The organism is Escherichia coli, assembly GCF_036503815.1.
Classification (GTDB): domain Bacteria; phylum Pseudomonadota; class Gammaproteobacteria; order Enterobacterales; family Enterobacteriaceae; genus Escherichia; species Escherichia coli_F.
In genome coordinates this window covers 4,245,408-4,259,252 of the sequence record NZ_AP027764.1, presented here as the reverse complement: position 1 = coordinate 4,259,252, position 13,845 = coordinate 4,245,408, and the positions used below count along the sequence as shown (strand labels likewise).

At 46.9% G+C, this 13,845-nt stretch carries 15 protein-coding genes, 3 tRNA genes and 2 pseudogenes; 9 read left to right on the top strand and 11 right to left on the bottom strand.

Annotated features, from left to right (window positions below):
* Positions 1-36: 36 nt before the first annotated feature.
* From yjjA to yjjP, 5 genes are all read right to left on the bottom strand, one after another.
* Entirely contained in the window at positions 37-531 is a 495-nt protein-coding gene (yjjA, locus tag AABJ99_RS20445) for a DUF2501 domain-containing protein YjjA (RefSeq protein ID WP_077782364.1), read from the bottom strand.
* Between the two features lie 48 nt (positions 532-579).
* A complete protein-coding gene (gene dnaC, locus AABJ99_RS20440; protein WP_000799911.1) occupies positions 580-1,317 on the bottom strand; it encodes a DNA replication protein DnaC in 738 nt (245 codons plus the stop codon).
* Between the two features lie 2 nt (positions 1,318-1,319).
* Positions 1,320-1,859 carry a primosomal protein DnaT gene (dnaT, locus tag AABJ99_RS20435; RefSeq protein WP_000098818.1) on the bottom strand — a complete coding sequence of 180 codons (540 nt, stop codon included), beginning with the start codon at positions 1,857-1,859 and terminating at the stop codon, positions 1,320-1,322.
* Positions 1,860-1,966: 107 nt separating this feature from the next.
* Entirely contained in the window at positions 1,967-2,440 is a 474-nt protein-coding gene (gene yjjB, locus AABJ99_RS20430) for a threonine/serine exporter (RefSeq protein ID WP_000538188.1), read from the bottom strand.
* Complete coding sequence (gene yjjP, locus AABJ99_RS20425) at positions 2,431-3,201, bottom strand: threonine/serine ThrE exporter family protein (protein WP_039020425.1); 771 nt, start codon at positions 3,199-3,201, stop codon at positions 2,431-2,433. Before yjjP ends, yjjB begins: the two co-directional genes overlap by 10 nt.
* Before the next feature lie 620 nt (positions 3,202-3,821).
* Here yjjP and yjjQ point away from each other — a divergent pair.
* Together yjjQ and bglJ are read left to right on the top strand one after the other, a co-directional pair.
* The gene (gene yjjQ / locus AABJ99_RS20420; RefSeq protein ID WP_000936635.1) at positions 3,822-4,547 is read left to right on the top strand and encodes a helix-turn-helix domain-containing protein; all 726 of its coding nucleotides are present in this window, start codon (positions 3,822-3,824) and stop codon (positions 4,545-4,547) included.
* A complete protein-coding gene (bglJ, locus tag AABJ99_RS20415) occupies positions 4,505-5,182 on the top strand; it encodes a DNA-binding transcriptional activator BglJ (protein WP_001353481.1) in 678 nt (225 codons plus the stop codon). The genes yjjQ and bglJ overlap by 43 nt, the downstream gene beginning before the upstream one ends.
* Positions 5,183-5,220: 38 nt before the next feature.
* Here bglJ and fhuF read toward each other — a convergent pair whose 3' ends face one another.
* Positions 5,221-6,009, bottom strand: a complete 789-nt coding sequence (gene fhuF, locus AABJ99_RS20410) for a siderophore-iron reductase FhuF (RefSeq protein ID WP_039020395.1) — start codon at positions 6,007-6,009, stop codon at positions 5,221-5,223.
* 140 nt (positions 6,010-6,149) lie between these two features.
* On the opposite strand from fhuF, the gene yjjZ reads away from it, so the two are divergent.
* Positions 6,150-6,386 carry a DUF1435 domain-containing protein gene (yjjZ, locus tag AABJ99_RS20405; protein WP_001545190.1) on the top strand — a complete coding sequence of 79 codons (237 nt, stop codon included), beginning with the start codon at positions 6,150-6,152 and terminating at the stop codon, positions 6,384-6,386.
* 38 nt (positions 6,387-6,424) lie between these two features.
* On the opposite strand, the gene AABJ99_RS20400 is transcribed toward yjjZ, so the two are convergent.
* From AABJ99_RS20400 to rsmC, 4 genes are all read right to left on the bottom strand, one after another.
* Positions 6,425-6,511 (bottom strand) — tRNA-Leu (locus tag AABJ99_RS20400).
* A gap of 33 nt (positions 6,512-6,544) precedes the next feature.
* Positions 6,545-6,631 (bottom strand) — tRNA-Leu (locus tag AABJ99_RS20395).
* Between the two features lie 28 nt (positions 6,632-6,659).
* A tRNA-Leu gene (locus AABJ99_RS20390) sits at positions 6,660-6,746 on the bottom strand.
* A 198-nt stretch (positions 6,747-6,944) separates the two neighbouring features.
* Positions 6,945-7,976, bottom strand: coding sequence for a 16S rRNA (guanine(1207)-N(2))-methyltransferase RsmC (rsmC, locus tag AABJ99_RS20385; protein ID WP_039020393.1), 1,032 nt, complete (start codon positions 7,974-7,976; stop codon positions 6,945-6,947).
* 102 nt (positions 7,977-8,078) lie between these two features.
* Between rsmC and holD the strand changes: the two genes are divergently transcribed.
* The 6 genes and pseudogenes from holD (at position 8,079) to AABJ99_RS20360 (ending at position 13,158) form a co-directional block, all read left to right on the top strand.
* Positions 8,079-8,492, top strand: a complete 414-nt coding sequence (holD, locus tag AABJ99_RS20380; protein WP_000204018.1) for a DNA polymerase III subunit psi — start codon at positions 8,079-8,081, stop codon at positions 8,490-8,492.
* Positions 8,461-8,907 carry a ribosomal protein S18-alanine N-acetyltransferase gene (gene rimI / locus AABJ99_RS20375; RefSeq protein ID WP_001092471.1) on the top strand — a complete coding sequence of 149 codons (447 nt, stop codon included), beginning with the start codon at positions 8,461-8,463 and terminating at the stop codon, positions 8,905-8,907. The genes holD and rimI overlap by 32 nt, the downstream gene beginning before the upstream one ends.
* Positions 8,908-8,921: 14 nt before the next feature.
* Positions 8,922-9,599, top strand: coding sequence for a pyrimidine 5'-nucleotidase (gene yjjG / locus AABJ99_RS20370; protein ID WP_000870712.1), 678 nt, complete (start codon positions 8,922-8,924; stop codon positions 9,597-9,599).
* Positions 9,600-9,689: 90 nt separating this feature from the next.
* A pseudogene (locus AABJ99_RS25060) lies at positions 9,690-9,758 on the top strand (hypothetical protein); the annotation flags it as partial.
* 226 nt (positions 9,759-9,984) lie between these two features.
* Positions 9,985-11,208, top strand: a complete 1,224-nt coding sequence (locus tag AABJ99_RS20365; RefSeq protein WP_338387441.1) for a tyrosine-type recombinase/integrase — start codon at positions 9,985-9,987, stop codon at positions 11,206-11,208.
* Positions 11,209-11,457: 249 nt separating this feature from the next.
* Positions 11,458-13,158, top strand: a complete 1,701-nt coding sequence (locus AABJ99_RS20360; RefSeq protein ID WP_338387440.1) for an AIPR family protein — start codon at positions 11,458-11,460, stop codon at positions 13,156-13,158.
* Between the two features lie 468 nt (positions 13,159-13,626).
* Here AABJ99_RS20360 and AABJ99_RS25055 read toward each other — a convergent pair.
* Positions 13,627-13,812 (bottom strand): annotated as a pseudogene (locus tag AABJ99_RS25055) (DNA-binding protein); the annotation flags it as partial.
* Between the last annotated feature and the right edge of the window lie 33 nt (positions 13,813-13,845).

The window sequence follows — 13,845 nt, the reverse complement described above, 5'->3', positions numbered from 1 at the left end:
CAGCCGGGTAACAGCTAAAACGCGGCGTTTCGCGGATCAGGAAATGAAGTTTAGCCCCTGCTTTAACACCAGATCGCAGGCTTTGGTTTTCACCTTTTCTGCCAGCGGAGTCGTTCCGATGTTATCCAGATTGAGTTGCTGACCATCTTTGGTTTTCAGCAAACCCTGAATGCCATCCAGATAGTTGGTGTCTTCTTTTTGCTCTTCACTGTTCAGGCCCAGCTTTTCCAGTACCTGGTTCTTGATGTTTTCGGCATCGGTTACCGAAGCTAGCTTTTGCTTGGCGCAGTATTGCAGTATGCCTGCGGCATTGTTCATGTTATCTGCACTTAAGGCCTGGTTCCCGCTGCTAAGCAAGCTAGTTAATGAAGCGAGCGACCAACCGCCTTCTTGTGTCGTGCTGTTTTGGTTGCCAAGTTCGCTGGCGGCGCTGGAGAGCGCATCTTTCCAGGATGCAGCATGCACCCCGGTGGAAATTAATGCGCTGGCGGCAAGGGCACAGCACAGAAGGTGTTTAACAGTTTTCATCATTATTACTCAATGTGGAATTGTGTCGCAGTATACCGCCAGAAACGGGGATTAATACTCTTTACCCGTTACCCGGCTACGGTAGCTATCCCAGTTGAAGATCACCCACAAACTGTTACCCAGGCGCATACGATCCATCACGCGTTCGCCCAGCAACTTGGTCATCTCTTCCATATTACTGTTAGTCAGCATCCCTGTTGGGCGTTTGGAAGAAGAGCGGCGATCGACGATCTGGTTGATGATCACTTTTTCGTATTTCGATTCGGTCTGCACACCGATCTCATCGATCACCAGCAGATCAACGTTGCTCAGATCGTTAAGCAGTTGTTCTTCGCTGGTACCGCTATTCCTGAAGGTATCTTTCATCGCCGACATAATATCGGCCACGGTGATGATCAATACGGATTTACCGCGTAGCAGTAGCTCGTTGCAGATTGCCGCCGCCAGATGGTTTTTGCCGGTTCCTGGCTTGCCAGAAAAGATGAAGCTGGCGATGTTGCCGTCAAACTCTTCGACATACTGGCGCGCTTTGCTTAACGCATTCATCTGCCCTTCACACTCAACGCGATAGTTCTCAAAGGAGCAGTTCTGATGCAGTGGACGAATACCGGAGCGGTTAAAGGTGCGCTGCATTTTCATCGCCCGATTTTCACGTTCGAGAGCGGCGGAGCGGATCGCCCCTTGTTCTTTCTGCCAGGCCAGTAGTTCTTCACCCGTTTTAAACGCAGGTTTGATATGGGCAGGCATCATTTTTTGCAGGCGTTGCATCAGGTCGCCAACGTTTTTCATCGTTACCCTCTGAATCCTGGTGGAATTTGGCTGTCAGGTTCGCTGACCGTATTCACATCTCGTTTCGGCAGTCCGCCGTTGCTGGCACGGCCGATTTGCAGGCTGCGCGCCAGTTTTTGTTGCCACTGTACATGGTGAAAGACTTTACCTTCCGCCTGCCAGTAGGCAATGAATGAGGCCAGTTCTTCGGTGGTCACCGGCTCTCTTAGCGCCACGCCCCATAGCGCCGCCAGGCGGATAAAGTCGGCATCGGGTTGCCAGTCCGGATACATGGCGAATTTCCCCATGGGTACAGCAACGGGAGCGGCTTGCGGTTCCTGATAGAGTTGATCGTCCAAAGCGACATCGCTTCCTGGACGCGCCAGCTTTTCTTCCAGCGCCAGCAGTTCAGCCAGGCGCGCAGGCGTGACGGCATAAAACGCCGGGGCATTGTTAGCAAATACGGCAACCACACCGCCTTCAGCTTTTGCCAGAACGGTTTGGTGATCGTGTACCAGGGCGTCAATACCAACGACGTCCGGGGTCAAAACTCTGGAAGACATACTGTTTCTCAAATATGGAACGATGAACGAGAAGGGAGATAACTTTTATAGTAACACACGGAGGAGAGGAGGCTGTCTCTCATCCGCGTGCTTTAAGTGAGGCAATTTTATACGCGAGGGCGTTTGCGGTACAACCATAATCCAGGAATGGAAAGGCCGATGGATAATGCACCAACAATCGATGAAGCTGTAAGAAAGTTGGTTAACAGGGTAATCATCAACGGTTCGCTGTAACCTAGCTGGCTGATTTTTACCGCCGAAATCATTGCAGTATAAGCAGAGATGCCCGGAAACATGGGGATAACAGCCGCCACGGTAAACACTTTCGGATGTGCCAGATACCAGCGCGACCATTGAATACCAATGGTGCCGACCAGCATAGAGGCCATAAAGGTTGACCATTCAATATTCAGCCCGCTGGTCATTAAGATCATTCGGGATCCATGACCTATCGCACCAAGCAGCGCACACCAGCGTAACGCCCGAACGGGAACGTTGAACACCATCGCAAAGCCGACTGCAGGAATGGCGGCGAGGATCATATCCTGCGCCAACGCCAACAGAAATTCGATCACACCCATCCGCGTAGCCCCCAAATTGTCAGTGCCATCACCACGCCGACGCAGGTAGCCAGTGTCAGCAGACTTGCGATCGCCCAGCGTGCCAGTCCGGTATTGATGTGGCCTTTAAACATATCGGCGACGGCATTAATCAACGGAAAGCCCGGCACCAGCAAGAGAACGCTGGCGGCCATCGCAATGGTGGGGGTATTACTGAAAGTGGGAAGTTGCAAAAGCAAACCGGAAATGGTGGTGGCGGCGAAAGCGGTGAGGCAAAAGTTGATCTGTGGATGAAGATGACGTTGTGCCAGCAGCTGGCGGATATACATTGCGACCGTACTGGCAAAGAAGGTGATGACGGCACCGTCCCAGCCACCGTTATTGAGTTTACAGAAACAGGCGCAAGAAAGGCCGACCATCAAGGCTACCAGCCATCGCGGGTAACGTAATGGCTGAATTTGGCTAAATCTTTTCTCTACGCCTTTGTAATCCAGCAGATGATGCTCCGCCAGAATCACAATGTGCTGGACTTCAGTCACCACATGCATATTAATGCCGCGATCGTGATTTTTACGTGTCGATGTCAGGCATTGCCCATCTTTAATGGTTGTCAGCACGATGGCGTTCGAAGAGATAGAACTTTCGACGCTGTCCATTCCCAACGCCCGACCCAGTCGTGAGGAAAGTTCATCGACCAACGCGCTTTCCGCACCATGTTGCAAAAGAAATAATCCACACTGGATACAAAGCCGTGTTACGGCTCGCTGTTGCTCAGTTTGCATAACTCGCCCTTTGTCATAGACGTGCTGCGTATTGTTCAGATAATGAGAATCCATTTGTATCATGAAGCGCGGTTGTTTTGCGGCAGGTTAAGATCAAAATTGCGCTGATTAATCCTGGTTATCGGGAGAGGCTCGGAGGGTAAAAAACGAATAATCTCAAGCTGTAAACAAATTATAACGTGAATATTATCGACATAATGAATGTATAGTCTGGTTTTTACGAATCGGGATTATCGATAACTGAGTGATTTTTTAGGCTTTAAAAAAGATAAAACTATCAGATTTTATTGAATAAATATTGATTGTGTGATTTTTTATTTTGCGAGAAGAAATATTTTTTAATTATAAATTAAATGAATGAGAATTCTGTTTTTCATTAAGTATTTCTAACAACTTAATGTAGATATTTTAAATGTCTCCAGGCTATTTCACCAGGTTATCATTTGATGCTAACCTTCTGACACATGCAGTGGAGTTGTTGTGCAGCAGGAGTATGCTGATATGAAAGTGAATGCTAAGGATAATTTATTCGCTTAATCTATTAATTTGCTGGAAACATTTAAGGAATGAATATCCTGAATAGACCATCATGATTTTTAGACAGTGGATGTGGAGGAAATATGTTGCCAGGATGCTGCAAAAATGGAATTGTTATCAGTAAAATACCTGTTATGCAAGCAGGGTTAAAAGAGGTCATGAGGACTCACTTCCCTGAATATGAAATAATATCCAGCGCCTCTGCGGAGGACCTTACCTTATTACAATTACGTCGTTCCGGATTAGTCATTGCTGATTTAGCCGGTGAAAGTGAAGATCCACGTTCTGTTTGTGAACATTATTATTCTTTAATCTCACAATATCGAGAAATTCACTGGGTTTTCATGGTGTCACGCTCCTGGTATTCCCAGGCGGTAGAACTTCTCATGTGCCCTACGGCGACATTATTGTCTGATGTTGAACCCATTGAGAATCTGGTTAAGACCGTGCGTTCTGGCAATACGCACGCAGAGCGTATCAGCGCCATGCTGACCTCTCCGGCAATGACTGAAACTCATGATTTTAGCTATCGCTCCGTCATTCTCACTCTTTCAGAGCGCAAAGTGCTGCGGCTATTAGGTAAAGGATGGGGCATCAACCAGATAGCTTCATTGCTTAAGAAAAGTAATAAAACTATCAGCGCCCAAAAAAACAGTGCGATGCGTCGACTGGCAATTCACAGCAACGCTGAAATGTATGCATGGATAAATAGCGCGCAGGGTGCAAGAGAACTTAACTTGCCTTCTGTTTATGGAGATGCCGCAGAATGGAACACAGCCGAATTAAGAAGAGAAATGTCGCACTCATAGAAAAATGCGTCATGAGCAGTATCGGTATTGAGAGTTTATTCAGAAAGTTTGCAGGTAACCCTTATAAGCTCCATATCTATACCAGTCAGGAGTCATTTCAGGATGCCATGTCGCGGATCTCATTTGCGGCGGTCATTTTTTCTTTTTCTGCCATGAGAAGTAAACGCAGAGAGGGATTATCTTGCCTGACTGAACTGGCGATTAAGTTTCCGCGTACCCGACGTTTAGTTATTGCGGATGATGATATTGAAGCTCGGCTGATTGGTTCATTGTCGCCATCACCGCTGGACGGTGTATTAAGTAAAGCGTCGACGCTGGAGATTTTTCATCAGGAACTCTTTTTGTCATTAAATGGTGTGCGTCAGGCGACCGACCGATTGAACAATCAGTGGTACATTAACCAAAGCCGGACGCTAAGCCCGACGGAGAGAGAAATATTGCGCTTTATGTCGCGTGGCTACTCAATGACACAAATTGCCGAGCAGCTTAAACGCAATATCAAAACGATCCGCGCGCATAAATTTAATGTAATGTCGAAACTGGGCGTCAGTTCTGATGCAGGGTTGTTGGAGGCCGCAGACATTCTGTTATGTATGCGTCATTGCGAAGCAAGTAACGTGTTGCACCCCTATTAATACGCTTAATGCCGGGTTTACTTCCCCGGCAAATTTTTCTATTTCAGCGTACAGTCACCACATTGCTGCACATCCGGCAAGCGATAACGCTGGCAGCAAGTGCGGCGCACCAGCAGGCCGTCGCGCAGCACCACGGTACGCCAGAGTGGATTATCTTCACCGGTAGTGAGCGTTTTCTCAAAAAAGAGGGCATGGCGCAGCGATTCAACCGTCGCCTCGCCGAGCAGCTGCTTCATCTCAGTGAGGTACCAGTTGATCAAATAACCGGTATTACTCCAGATAAGTTTACCGTTAATTTCTCCATTCGCTTCTAATGCTTGCACAACCGGAACAAGCGCCTTGCTAATTAACGTTTCCATTCGCTGCTGCGGTGAATGTGGTGTTGCGTTTTTATCTTCATACACATCGACCCAGAAACAGGCGGCGCGTCCGGTTTCGTGAAACTCAACGTGGAAATGTTCCGGCGACACATCTAATGCTTTTTCCTGCGTTAACAGGGCCAGCATTAATGGCGGCACCATCAGGCCGATGTACCATTGCGCCCACAGGGAGATCAGCGGCTTATTCTCGCGGATCATCGTTGGTTGATTGCGGTAGATATGATCGGAATAAACAGCTAACAGAGAACTTAACGCATTCGGTGATGACCATTGCGCCAGCGTCAGGGCACTGAATGGGGCGGGTTCATCCAGGCGGATAAACTCCAGCAAATGTTCACGATGTTCGGCGATCGTCGCCCGTACGGCTTGTGCAAGCCCAGGATCCTGCGGCTGGAGATGCGTTCGCCAGATAACATCTTCATAGAGCGGTGCGGAACGATAGGCCATAATCGTGATAGTAATCTAAATGATAATGATTGCTAATCCTAGCGATAGGTTTACCCGATAGCAAGGGATTTCTCTGACTTGCAAATGATAAAAATTATCATATGATATTAGTTATCATTATCAATGAAAGAGATGAAACCATGTTGCAACGTATGCTGGGCAGTGGTTGGGGAGTGTTGCTGCCGGGATTGCTGATTGCAGGGCTGATGTATGCGGATTTATCGCCGGATCAGTGGCGGATTGTCATTCTGATGGGATTAGTATTGACGCCGGTAATGCTGTATCACAAACAGTTACGGCATTACATTTTGCTACCATCATGCCTGGCGCTTATTGCTGGCATCATGCTGATGATAATGAATTTGAATCAGGGATGACAAAACAGGGAAGAAACAAGAAAGGAAGTAAAGATAATTGGTGCGAGGGGGGGGACTTGAACCCCCACGTCCGTAAGGACACTAACACCTGAAGCTAGCGCGTCTACCAATTCCGCCACCTTCGCACAGTCATCTTACTTTTTTGATATCGCCTCGTTTGGTGCGAGGGGGGGGACTTGAACCCCCACGTCCGTAAGAACACTAACACCTGAAGCTAGCGCGTCTACCAATTCCGCCACCTTCGCCCAGTGCGAGCAATATCAACGTGGTTTTTGGTGCGAGGGGGGGGACTTGAACCCCCACGTCCGTAAGGACACTAACACCTGAAGCTAGCGCGTCTACCAATTCCGCCACCTTCGCATACCATCAATTCTTAAAAAGAATTGCTACCACGGAGGCGCATTCTAGTGGTTTTCAGCTTTTCGTCAATAGTTAATTATCGACGGAGGTGTAATTGCTGGAAAAATGTCCAGCAGGAAACTAACGTGCAGGTTTTGTAGGTCGGATAAGGCGTTCACGCCGCATCCGACACGGTATGCGGCGACAGGTACCAGATACTTAACCTTTCTTCGCCTGGCGGGTCATAATGGCGCGATACACCTTGAAGCGCCCGGTTTGCGCGATCACTTCGTGGAAGCCAAATGTCTCATCCAGCACGTCCGGGTAAGGCAGGAAGGCGTTCGCTACAATTCGCAGCTCGCCGCCGCTGTTAAGATGACGCACCGCGCCGCGAATCAGCGTTTGTGCTGCATCCAGACTGGTTTGCATCCCATCGTGGAACGGCGGATTGGAGATGATCATATCAAAACGACCTTTCACCTCAGAAAAGACGTTGCTGGCAAAGACTTCACCTTCAATACCGTTGGCCGCAAGTGTTGCACGGCTGGCTTCAACTGCTGGCGCAGAAACATCGCACAACGTGAGACGAATCTTCGGTGAGTGGCGTGCAAAGGCAACTGAAAGAACGCCTGCACCGCAGCCGACATCCAGCACTTTACCTTTCGTGTGCGGGGTTAACGTCGAAAGCAGCAACTGGCTACCGACATCCAGACCGTCGCGGCTAAACACGCCCGGCAACGTTTTGACCGTCAGGCCATCGACGCTGTATTCGCCCCAGAATTTATCGGCATCAAATACCGGCTGCTTTTCCAGACGACCAAAATAGAGGCCACAGCGACGGGCGCTGTCGACTTTATTCAACGGCGCATAATCTGCCAGCATCTGCTCGGCGCTGCGCACGCCGCTGCGGTTCTCGCCAACGACAAAAATATCCGTCCCCACCGGCAGCAGAGAAAGTAAATTCATCAACTGGAACTGGGCTTCCGGTTTGTTCTTCGGCCAGTAGTAAATCAAAGTATCGCAATCTGCGACATCATCCGCCGTGGCGACCAGGCTAAAACGGGCGTTATCCCCCATCTGGCGGCTTAATACCTGCCAGTGGTGGAACTGCTGGGTATGAGCACGGCTGGCCGCGGTATCTAAACGCGCGGGCAGGTCATCCTGTAAGTCTCCGGCAAACAGAATACGGCTTTTTTCGAAATCATCACTGTGACGCAGCAAGACTTCACTTGCCGGGGTAAATGCAGACATGGAATGCTCCTCAATTGATACTGGCGGCGATTATAGCCATATGTTGGCGCGGTATCGACGAATTTGCTATATTTGCGCCCCTGACAACAGGAGCGATTCGCTATGACATCCCGACGAGACTGGCAGTTACAGCAGCTGGGCATTACCCAGTGGTCGCTGCGTCGCCCTGGCGCGTTGCAGGGGGAGATTGCCATTGCGATCCCGGCACACGTCCGTCTGGTGATGGTGGCAAACGATCTTCCCGCCCTGACCGATCCTTTAGTGAGCGATGTTCTGCGTGCATTAACCGTCAGCCCCGACCAGGTGCTGCAACTGACGCCAGAAAAGATCGCGATGCTGCCGCAAGGCAGTCGCTGCAACAGCTGGCGGTTGGGTACTGATGAACCGCTATCACTGGAAGGCGCTCAGGTGGCATCACCGGCGCTCACCGAATTACGGGCAAACCCAACGGCACGCGCCGCGTTATGGCAACAAATTTGCACATATGAACACGATTTCTTCCCTCGAAACGACTGATTTACCAACGGCTTTCCACATTGAACAACGCGCCCACGCCTTTCCGTGGAGTGAAAAAACCTTTGCCAGTAATCAGGGCGAGCGTTATCTCAACTTTCAGTTAACGCAAAACGGCAAAATGGCGGCGTTTGCGATTACGCAAGTGGTGCTGGATGAAGCTACATTGTTCAATATTGCGGTCGATCCCGACTATCAGCGTCAGGGGCTGGGAAGGGCGCTGCTGGAACATCTGATCGACGAACTGGAAAAACGCGGCGTGGCGACACTATGGCTGGAAGTCCGTGCCTCAAACGCTGCCGCCATTGCCCTGTACGAAAGTTTAGGCTTTAACGAGGCGACGATTCGCCGCAATTACTACCCCACCAAGGACGGTCGCGAAGACGCCATCATCATGGCGTTGCCAATCAGTATGTAAGACAAGGTGGAATAATGAAGTGGGACTGGATTTTCTTTGATGCCGATGAAACGCTGTTTACCTTTGACTCGTTCACCGGCCTGCAGCGGATGTTTCTTGATTACAGCGTCACTTTTACCGCTGAAGATTTTCAGGACTATCAGGCCGTTAACAAGCCCCTGTGGGTAGATTATCAAAACGGCGCGATCACTTCATTACAGCTTCAGCACGGGCGTTTTGAGAGCTGGGCCGAACGGCTGAACGTCGAGCCAGGTAAACTCAACGAGGCCTTCATTAATGCGATGGCGGAAATTTGCACGCCGCTGCCGGGCGCGGTTTCCCTGCTTAATGCCATTCGCGGCAACGCCAAAATCGGCATCATCACCAACGGCTTTAGCGCCTTGCAGCAAGTGCGTCTGGAACGCACGGGCCTGCGTGATTATTTCGATTTGTTGGTGATTTCCGAAGAAGTTGGCGTAGCCAAACCGAATAAGAAAATTTTCGATTATGCGCTGGAACAGGCGGGCAATCCTGACCGTTCACGCGTGCTGATGGTTGGCGACACTGCCGAGTCCGATATTCTCGGTGGCATCAACGCCGGGCTTGCGACCTGCTGGCTGAATGCGCACAATCGCGAGCAACCAGAAGGCATCGCGCCTACCTGGACCGTTTCTTCGTTGCACGAACTGGAGCAGCTCCTGTGTAAACACTGATTGCCTCCCCCCCGTTGATGGGTAAAATAGCCGCAATTTTTCGTTTTCAACAAGCGCGGCGCGATGCCGCTTACTCAAGAAGAAAGAATTATGACGTTGTCTCCTTATTTGCAAGAGGTGGCGAAGCGCCGCACTTTTGCCATTATTTCTCACCCCAATAATTAAGCCCACATTAAAGCTATTTTTCTCTTTCAAAATCCTTTCAGTTAATTGAATAATTATCATATAACTCATTTAATAACATGGTGTTATGTTGTTTCTTTGATTGAAGATTCTTTCATATAACTTTAAATCGATCAGGTTGCTTTCATTAAAAATCTGTACATGCGCTTGTACATAATGTACAAAACAGCAGAGGTGTTTTGTTATTTGTACAAGGTGAGTAATGGCGCTGTCTGATGCGTGGTTGCGTTCAGTCGTTGGAAAGGAACGTGATAAGGTTTTGGTTAAATCCGATCGTGATGGTCTGTCTGTTAGAGTATCACCGAAAGGTCGCGTAGTGTTCCAATATCGTTATCAATGGGCAGGGAAAGGTGAGCGTCTTGATATCGGGACTTACCCGGCAACTGGATTAAAAGAGGCCAGAGAAGAAGTTATCCGTCTCCGTGGTGAACTCGAGTCAAACCGTAATCCACGATTGGTCAAGCAGGCTGAAAAACGAAAAGCTACTGAAGCCATGACGGTAGAGTCTGTGATCCGTGCCTGGTATGAAGCATATTGTGTAAAAAATAAAAAAGGTTCTGAACAGATACTCCGCTCGTTTGAGCTGCACCTGTTCTCTAAAATCGGGTGTATCCCTCACGATGCAGCTACATTGCATGATTGGTTAGAAGTCCTGGAGCCTCTTAGCACTAAGACTCCAGCAATAGCAGACCGATTGCTAATTAACGCAAAGCAGGCCCATGTCTGGTCGTATAAGAGAAAGCTCATTGAAACTCGCCCGCTGTCGGATATCACGGGTAAAGATATGGATATCCGTAAAGGTCAGAAGAAACGGTTTCTGACACATGATGAAATTAAAATCCTTTATGCTGCGATCGATGGTTCTCGAATGGTTCCTAAATACCGGGCCTTCATTAAACTATTGCTGCATTTTGGTTGCCGTAGTTCAGAGCTAATTACCGCTAGGGTGGACGATTTTGATTTCATAAATAAAGTATGGACTGTACCACCAGAACGACATAAGACTGGGGAGATAACAGGCGAACCGCTAAAGCGGCCCATTATTGAACCGGTTGAAGAGCTTATAAAGTACGCTATCTCTATGAACAATGGTTCCGATATGCTTTTTACTAAGGAAGGAAGCAGGGAACCCGTTGGTCGGACATCATTGCAGTCGCTACCTTACAATTTAATGCAATACGCATGGCGGCGTTTTGGGTATCAATTCCCTCATTGGTCTCTTCATGATTTGAGACGGACAGCACGAACAAACTTTTCAGATCTTACTGCGCCTCATATTGCAGAAATAATGCTCGGTCATAAACTGCCAGGGGTATGGCAAGTTTATGACAAGAGTGATTATTTAGAAGAACAGCGTAAAGCTTACCAAAAATGGTGGGAGAGGATTGAGGCGATAGTTACTTGTACTGGCCCAGAATCTACCTGACAGCTTGCGTAGCCCTGACAGTCTGTTTTGAGCGAACACTGGACATTTCAATAGCATTTTTGAGTAGGTTACGCTTAGACCAGAAGTAAGAGGTGATAGAATTATCAACAATACATAAAACATAGGGGATTCTTATTGATTTATTGATCTTGACCAACTTATGTGATGCAGTATGTCTTTAACTTGTATTACTATTATCTTTATCTTGTCGTTTCTAATGAACTTATCTTATTTCAGAAAGGAGTTTTTATGCATTTAGTCACGAAATCTTATTTCGATGCCTTTTGCAAAGCATTCGCTGCGCCCTATGAGGAGACCAAAAATTTTGAGGCGTTTGTGAACTATTGTGCTTTTTCAAAATACTCAGGCGACAAAGTTGAGGTCAGTGATCTTGTGTATGAAGGCCCGGACCCTGGTATTGATGGCGCATTTTTATTTTTAGACGATAGAGCCATTTTTTCAACTGAAGAACTTCAGGAGATTTTCCAAAACTCACGTCGCGAGTTTCAAGTTTCATTAATATTCACGCAAGCTAAGTCATCGGAGAAGTGGAGTAAACAGGAAATAGACTCTTACATTGCGTCAATAAGAGATTATCTTTCACCAGCACCACAACAACCCCACAGTGAATATCTAGCGGACTTTAAAAAAATGTTCAACTTGATATTTGCTAATATCGGCAGAGTCAAAAATGGCCTTCCAGACTTATACGCATATTTTTTTAGTGCTGCACAAAATACAGAGGCCAGAGAAATAAAAGCTGCATTTGCATCGGGTGAAAAAAGCTTAAAGTCACTCGGGTTTTCACATGAAACATCCTTCATTATGGCTCACAAAGACATGATTCATGAGCTTTGGCTTGCTGCAGAAGGCCCAATAGAAGCTAAACTTCCTACAATAGGCTATGCTCCATTCCCAGCGGCCCCTAATATTAATAATGCCTATGTAGCTACTGTCAAAGCTCGTAGTTTTATTGATTCTATACTTAAAGACAAAAATGGAAATCCTCGAAAGAAATTATTCGAAGAAAATGTTAGAGATTTTCTGGGGATTGATGGTGACGTAAATTCAGAAATTGCAGGAACACTAGATACTGATGGAAAAAAAGCAAGATTTGGTTTAATGAATAATGGAGTGACAATAGTTGCATCAAGCGTGAGGCCTGCAGGGCAAGAAATTTTTATACGAGATTTTCAAATTGTTAATGGATGTCAAACGTCTAATGTTCTTATATCAAAAGACATTCAAGTAGATGAATCAGTTAGTTTAATGATTAAATTAATTGAAACCGATGAGCCAGCGATCCTTGATGACATTGTACGAGCTACGAATAGACAATCTAAAGTTGAAGATGCACAGTTCATTTCAACGCTAAAAAAATTAAGGGAATTAGAGCATTATTTTAATGCTAAAGGTGCTATTGAAGGAAATAAAATTTATTTTGAGAGAAGGAAGGGGCAGTATAGTTCAGAAAGTATAGCTCCAGTACGCATATTTGATATCAGAGAAGTTGCGCGAGCATATGCAGCTATTGTTATGATGAGACCAGATTATTCCAGTCGTTATCCAAATAGGTTAACTGGTGACTTACTTAATGAGGTTTTCTCTTCCGACGCCCTCGAGGATGATTATTATATATCTTGCTATTGCTTGTATAGGCTAAAGGCTCTTATCTCAAATAAGAGGTTTGATGGGAAGTATTCAAAATTACGCTGGCATATTCTAACTGCTGCGTCAAAATACTGTGGTGATAATTATAAGGTTTGGGGGTTCAAAAATAAAAATGAAGCTCTTCATAACTTATTCTCAATGAATGATGGGGAGTGGTTTGAAAAACTTGAGAGTTTGGTTAAAATAGCTATACCAGATCCGGATATTTCTCGTGACTTACTAAAGTCACAGCCTTTAACATCAACGATTCTCAAAAGTGTTGATAGCGTACCTAAATAAAGAGCAGGGAAGCTTATTGCTTCCCAATGAATTAACACAGTTATAGGTTCCTTGACTTAAACTTTTTACAGGTTCTCTCAGATATCGATAATTTTATAGGTTGTATCATAGGGTGATCTTCTTCAAGAGAAACAAATTAACATTAAATTAGCAACGTTTGCTCTTGGCACAGACTTGACTGTCAGATTAGTTTGGTCTGTGCCATAGATATGTCAGCTCCCATCTGAGATAATACACGTTACTCAATAACTCCAGCAAATCTGTATATCTTGCGTGATGCCCATTTATTTGGGCAGGATTTAATATCAGGATCTGGAAAATCTGGTCTGTATTTCTGGCCAGTCCTCCTGTTTACGCTGTTCCAGCGAAGCACCGTCGATATTGAAACGCCACAGAATTCGGCGACTTGTTTTGTTGTCATTAAGTTGTTCATTGTTGACCCTCCTGTGGTTGTGCAGTTGAAAGACTCATGCCAGCGCGTTGTTGCCAGACGACCCAGCCGAGAGCCATATCCCACGCCATGTACTCGTTATCACCGTTTTTTGCTCTCCGACGATCGACTGTTTTACCGAAACGCTTTTCCATAAATAATTCATAGGCTGCGCGTTCATCTGGCTCAACTTCCAGAGATGCCAGTGCAATCCGTGCCAGTTCTAAATCATTTTCAAGCTCAGCGCGAATCTCAGC

Coding starts and splice junctions, on each gene's coding strand:
- yjjP (WP_039020425.1), bottom strand. CDS start 3,201: ATGCAAACTGAGCAACAGCGAGCCGTAACACGGCTTTGTATCCAGTGT.
- yjjA (WP_077782364.1), bottom strand. CDS start 531: ATGATGAAAACTGTTAAACACCTTCTGTGCTGTGCCCTTGCCGCCAGC.
- rimI (WP_001092471.1), top strand. CDS start 8,461: ATGAACACGATTTCTTCCCTCGAAACGACTGATTTACCAACGGCTTTC.
- fhuF (WP_039020395.1), bottom strand. CDS start 6,009: ATGGCCTATCGTTCCGCACCGCTCTATGAAGATGTTATCTGGCGAACG.
- yjjQ (WP_000936635.1), top strand. CDS start 3,822: ATGTTGCCAGGATGCTGCAAAAATGGAATTGTTATCAGTAAAATACCT.
- dnaC (WP_000799911.1), bottom strand. CDS start 1,317: ATGAAAAACGTTGGCGACCTGATGCAACGCCTGCAAAAAATGATGCCT.
- yjjG (WP_000870712.1), top strand. CDS start 8,922: ATGAAGTGGGACTGGATTTTCTTTGATGCCGATGAAACGCTGTTTACC.
- yjjB (WP_000538188.1), bottom strand. CDS start 2,440: ATGGGTGTGATCGAATTTCTGTTGGCGTTGGCGCAGGATATGATCCTC.
- AABJ99_RS20360 (WP_338387440.1), top strand. CDS start 11,458: ATGCATTTAGTCACGAAATCTTATTTCGATGCCTTTTGCAAAGCATTC.
- dnaT (WP_000098818.1), bottom strand. CDS start 1,859: ATGTCTTCCAGAGTTTTGACCCCGGACGTCGTTGGTATTGACGCCCTG.
- AABJ99_RS20365 (WP_338387441.1), top strand. CDS start 9,985: ATGGCGCTGTCTGATGCGTGGTTGCGTTCAGTCGTTGGAAAGGAACGT.
- holD (WP_000204018.1), top strand. CDS start 8,079: ATGACATCCCGACGAGACTGGCAGTTACAGCAGCTGGGCATTACCCAG.
- rsmC (WP_039020393.1), bottom strand. CDS start 7,976: ATGTCTGCATTTACCCCGGCAAGTGAAGTCTTGCTGCGTCACAGTGAT.
- bglJ (WP_001353481.1), top strand. CDS start 4,505: ATGGAACACAGCCGAATTAAGAAGAGAAATGTCGCACTCATAGAAAAA.
- yjjZ (WP_001545190.1), top strand. CDS start 6,150: ATGTTGCAACGTATGCTGGGCAGTGGTTGGGGAGTGTTGCTGCCGGGA.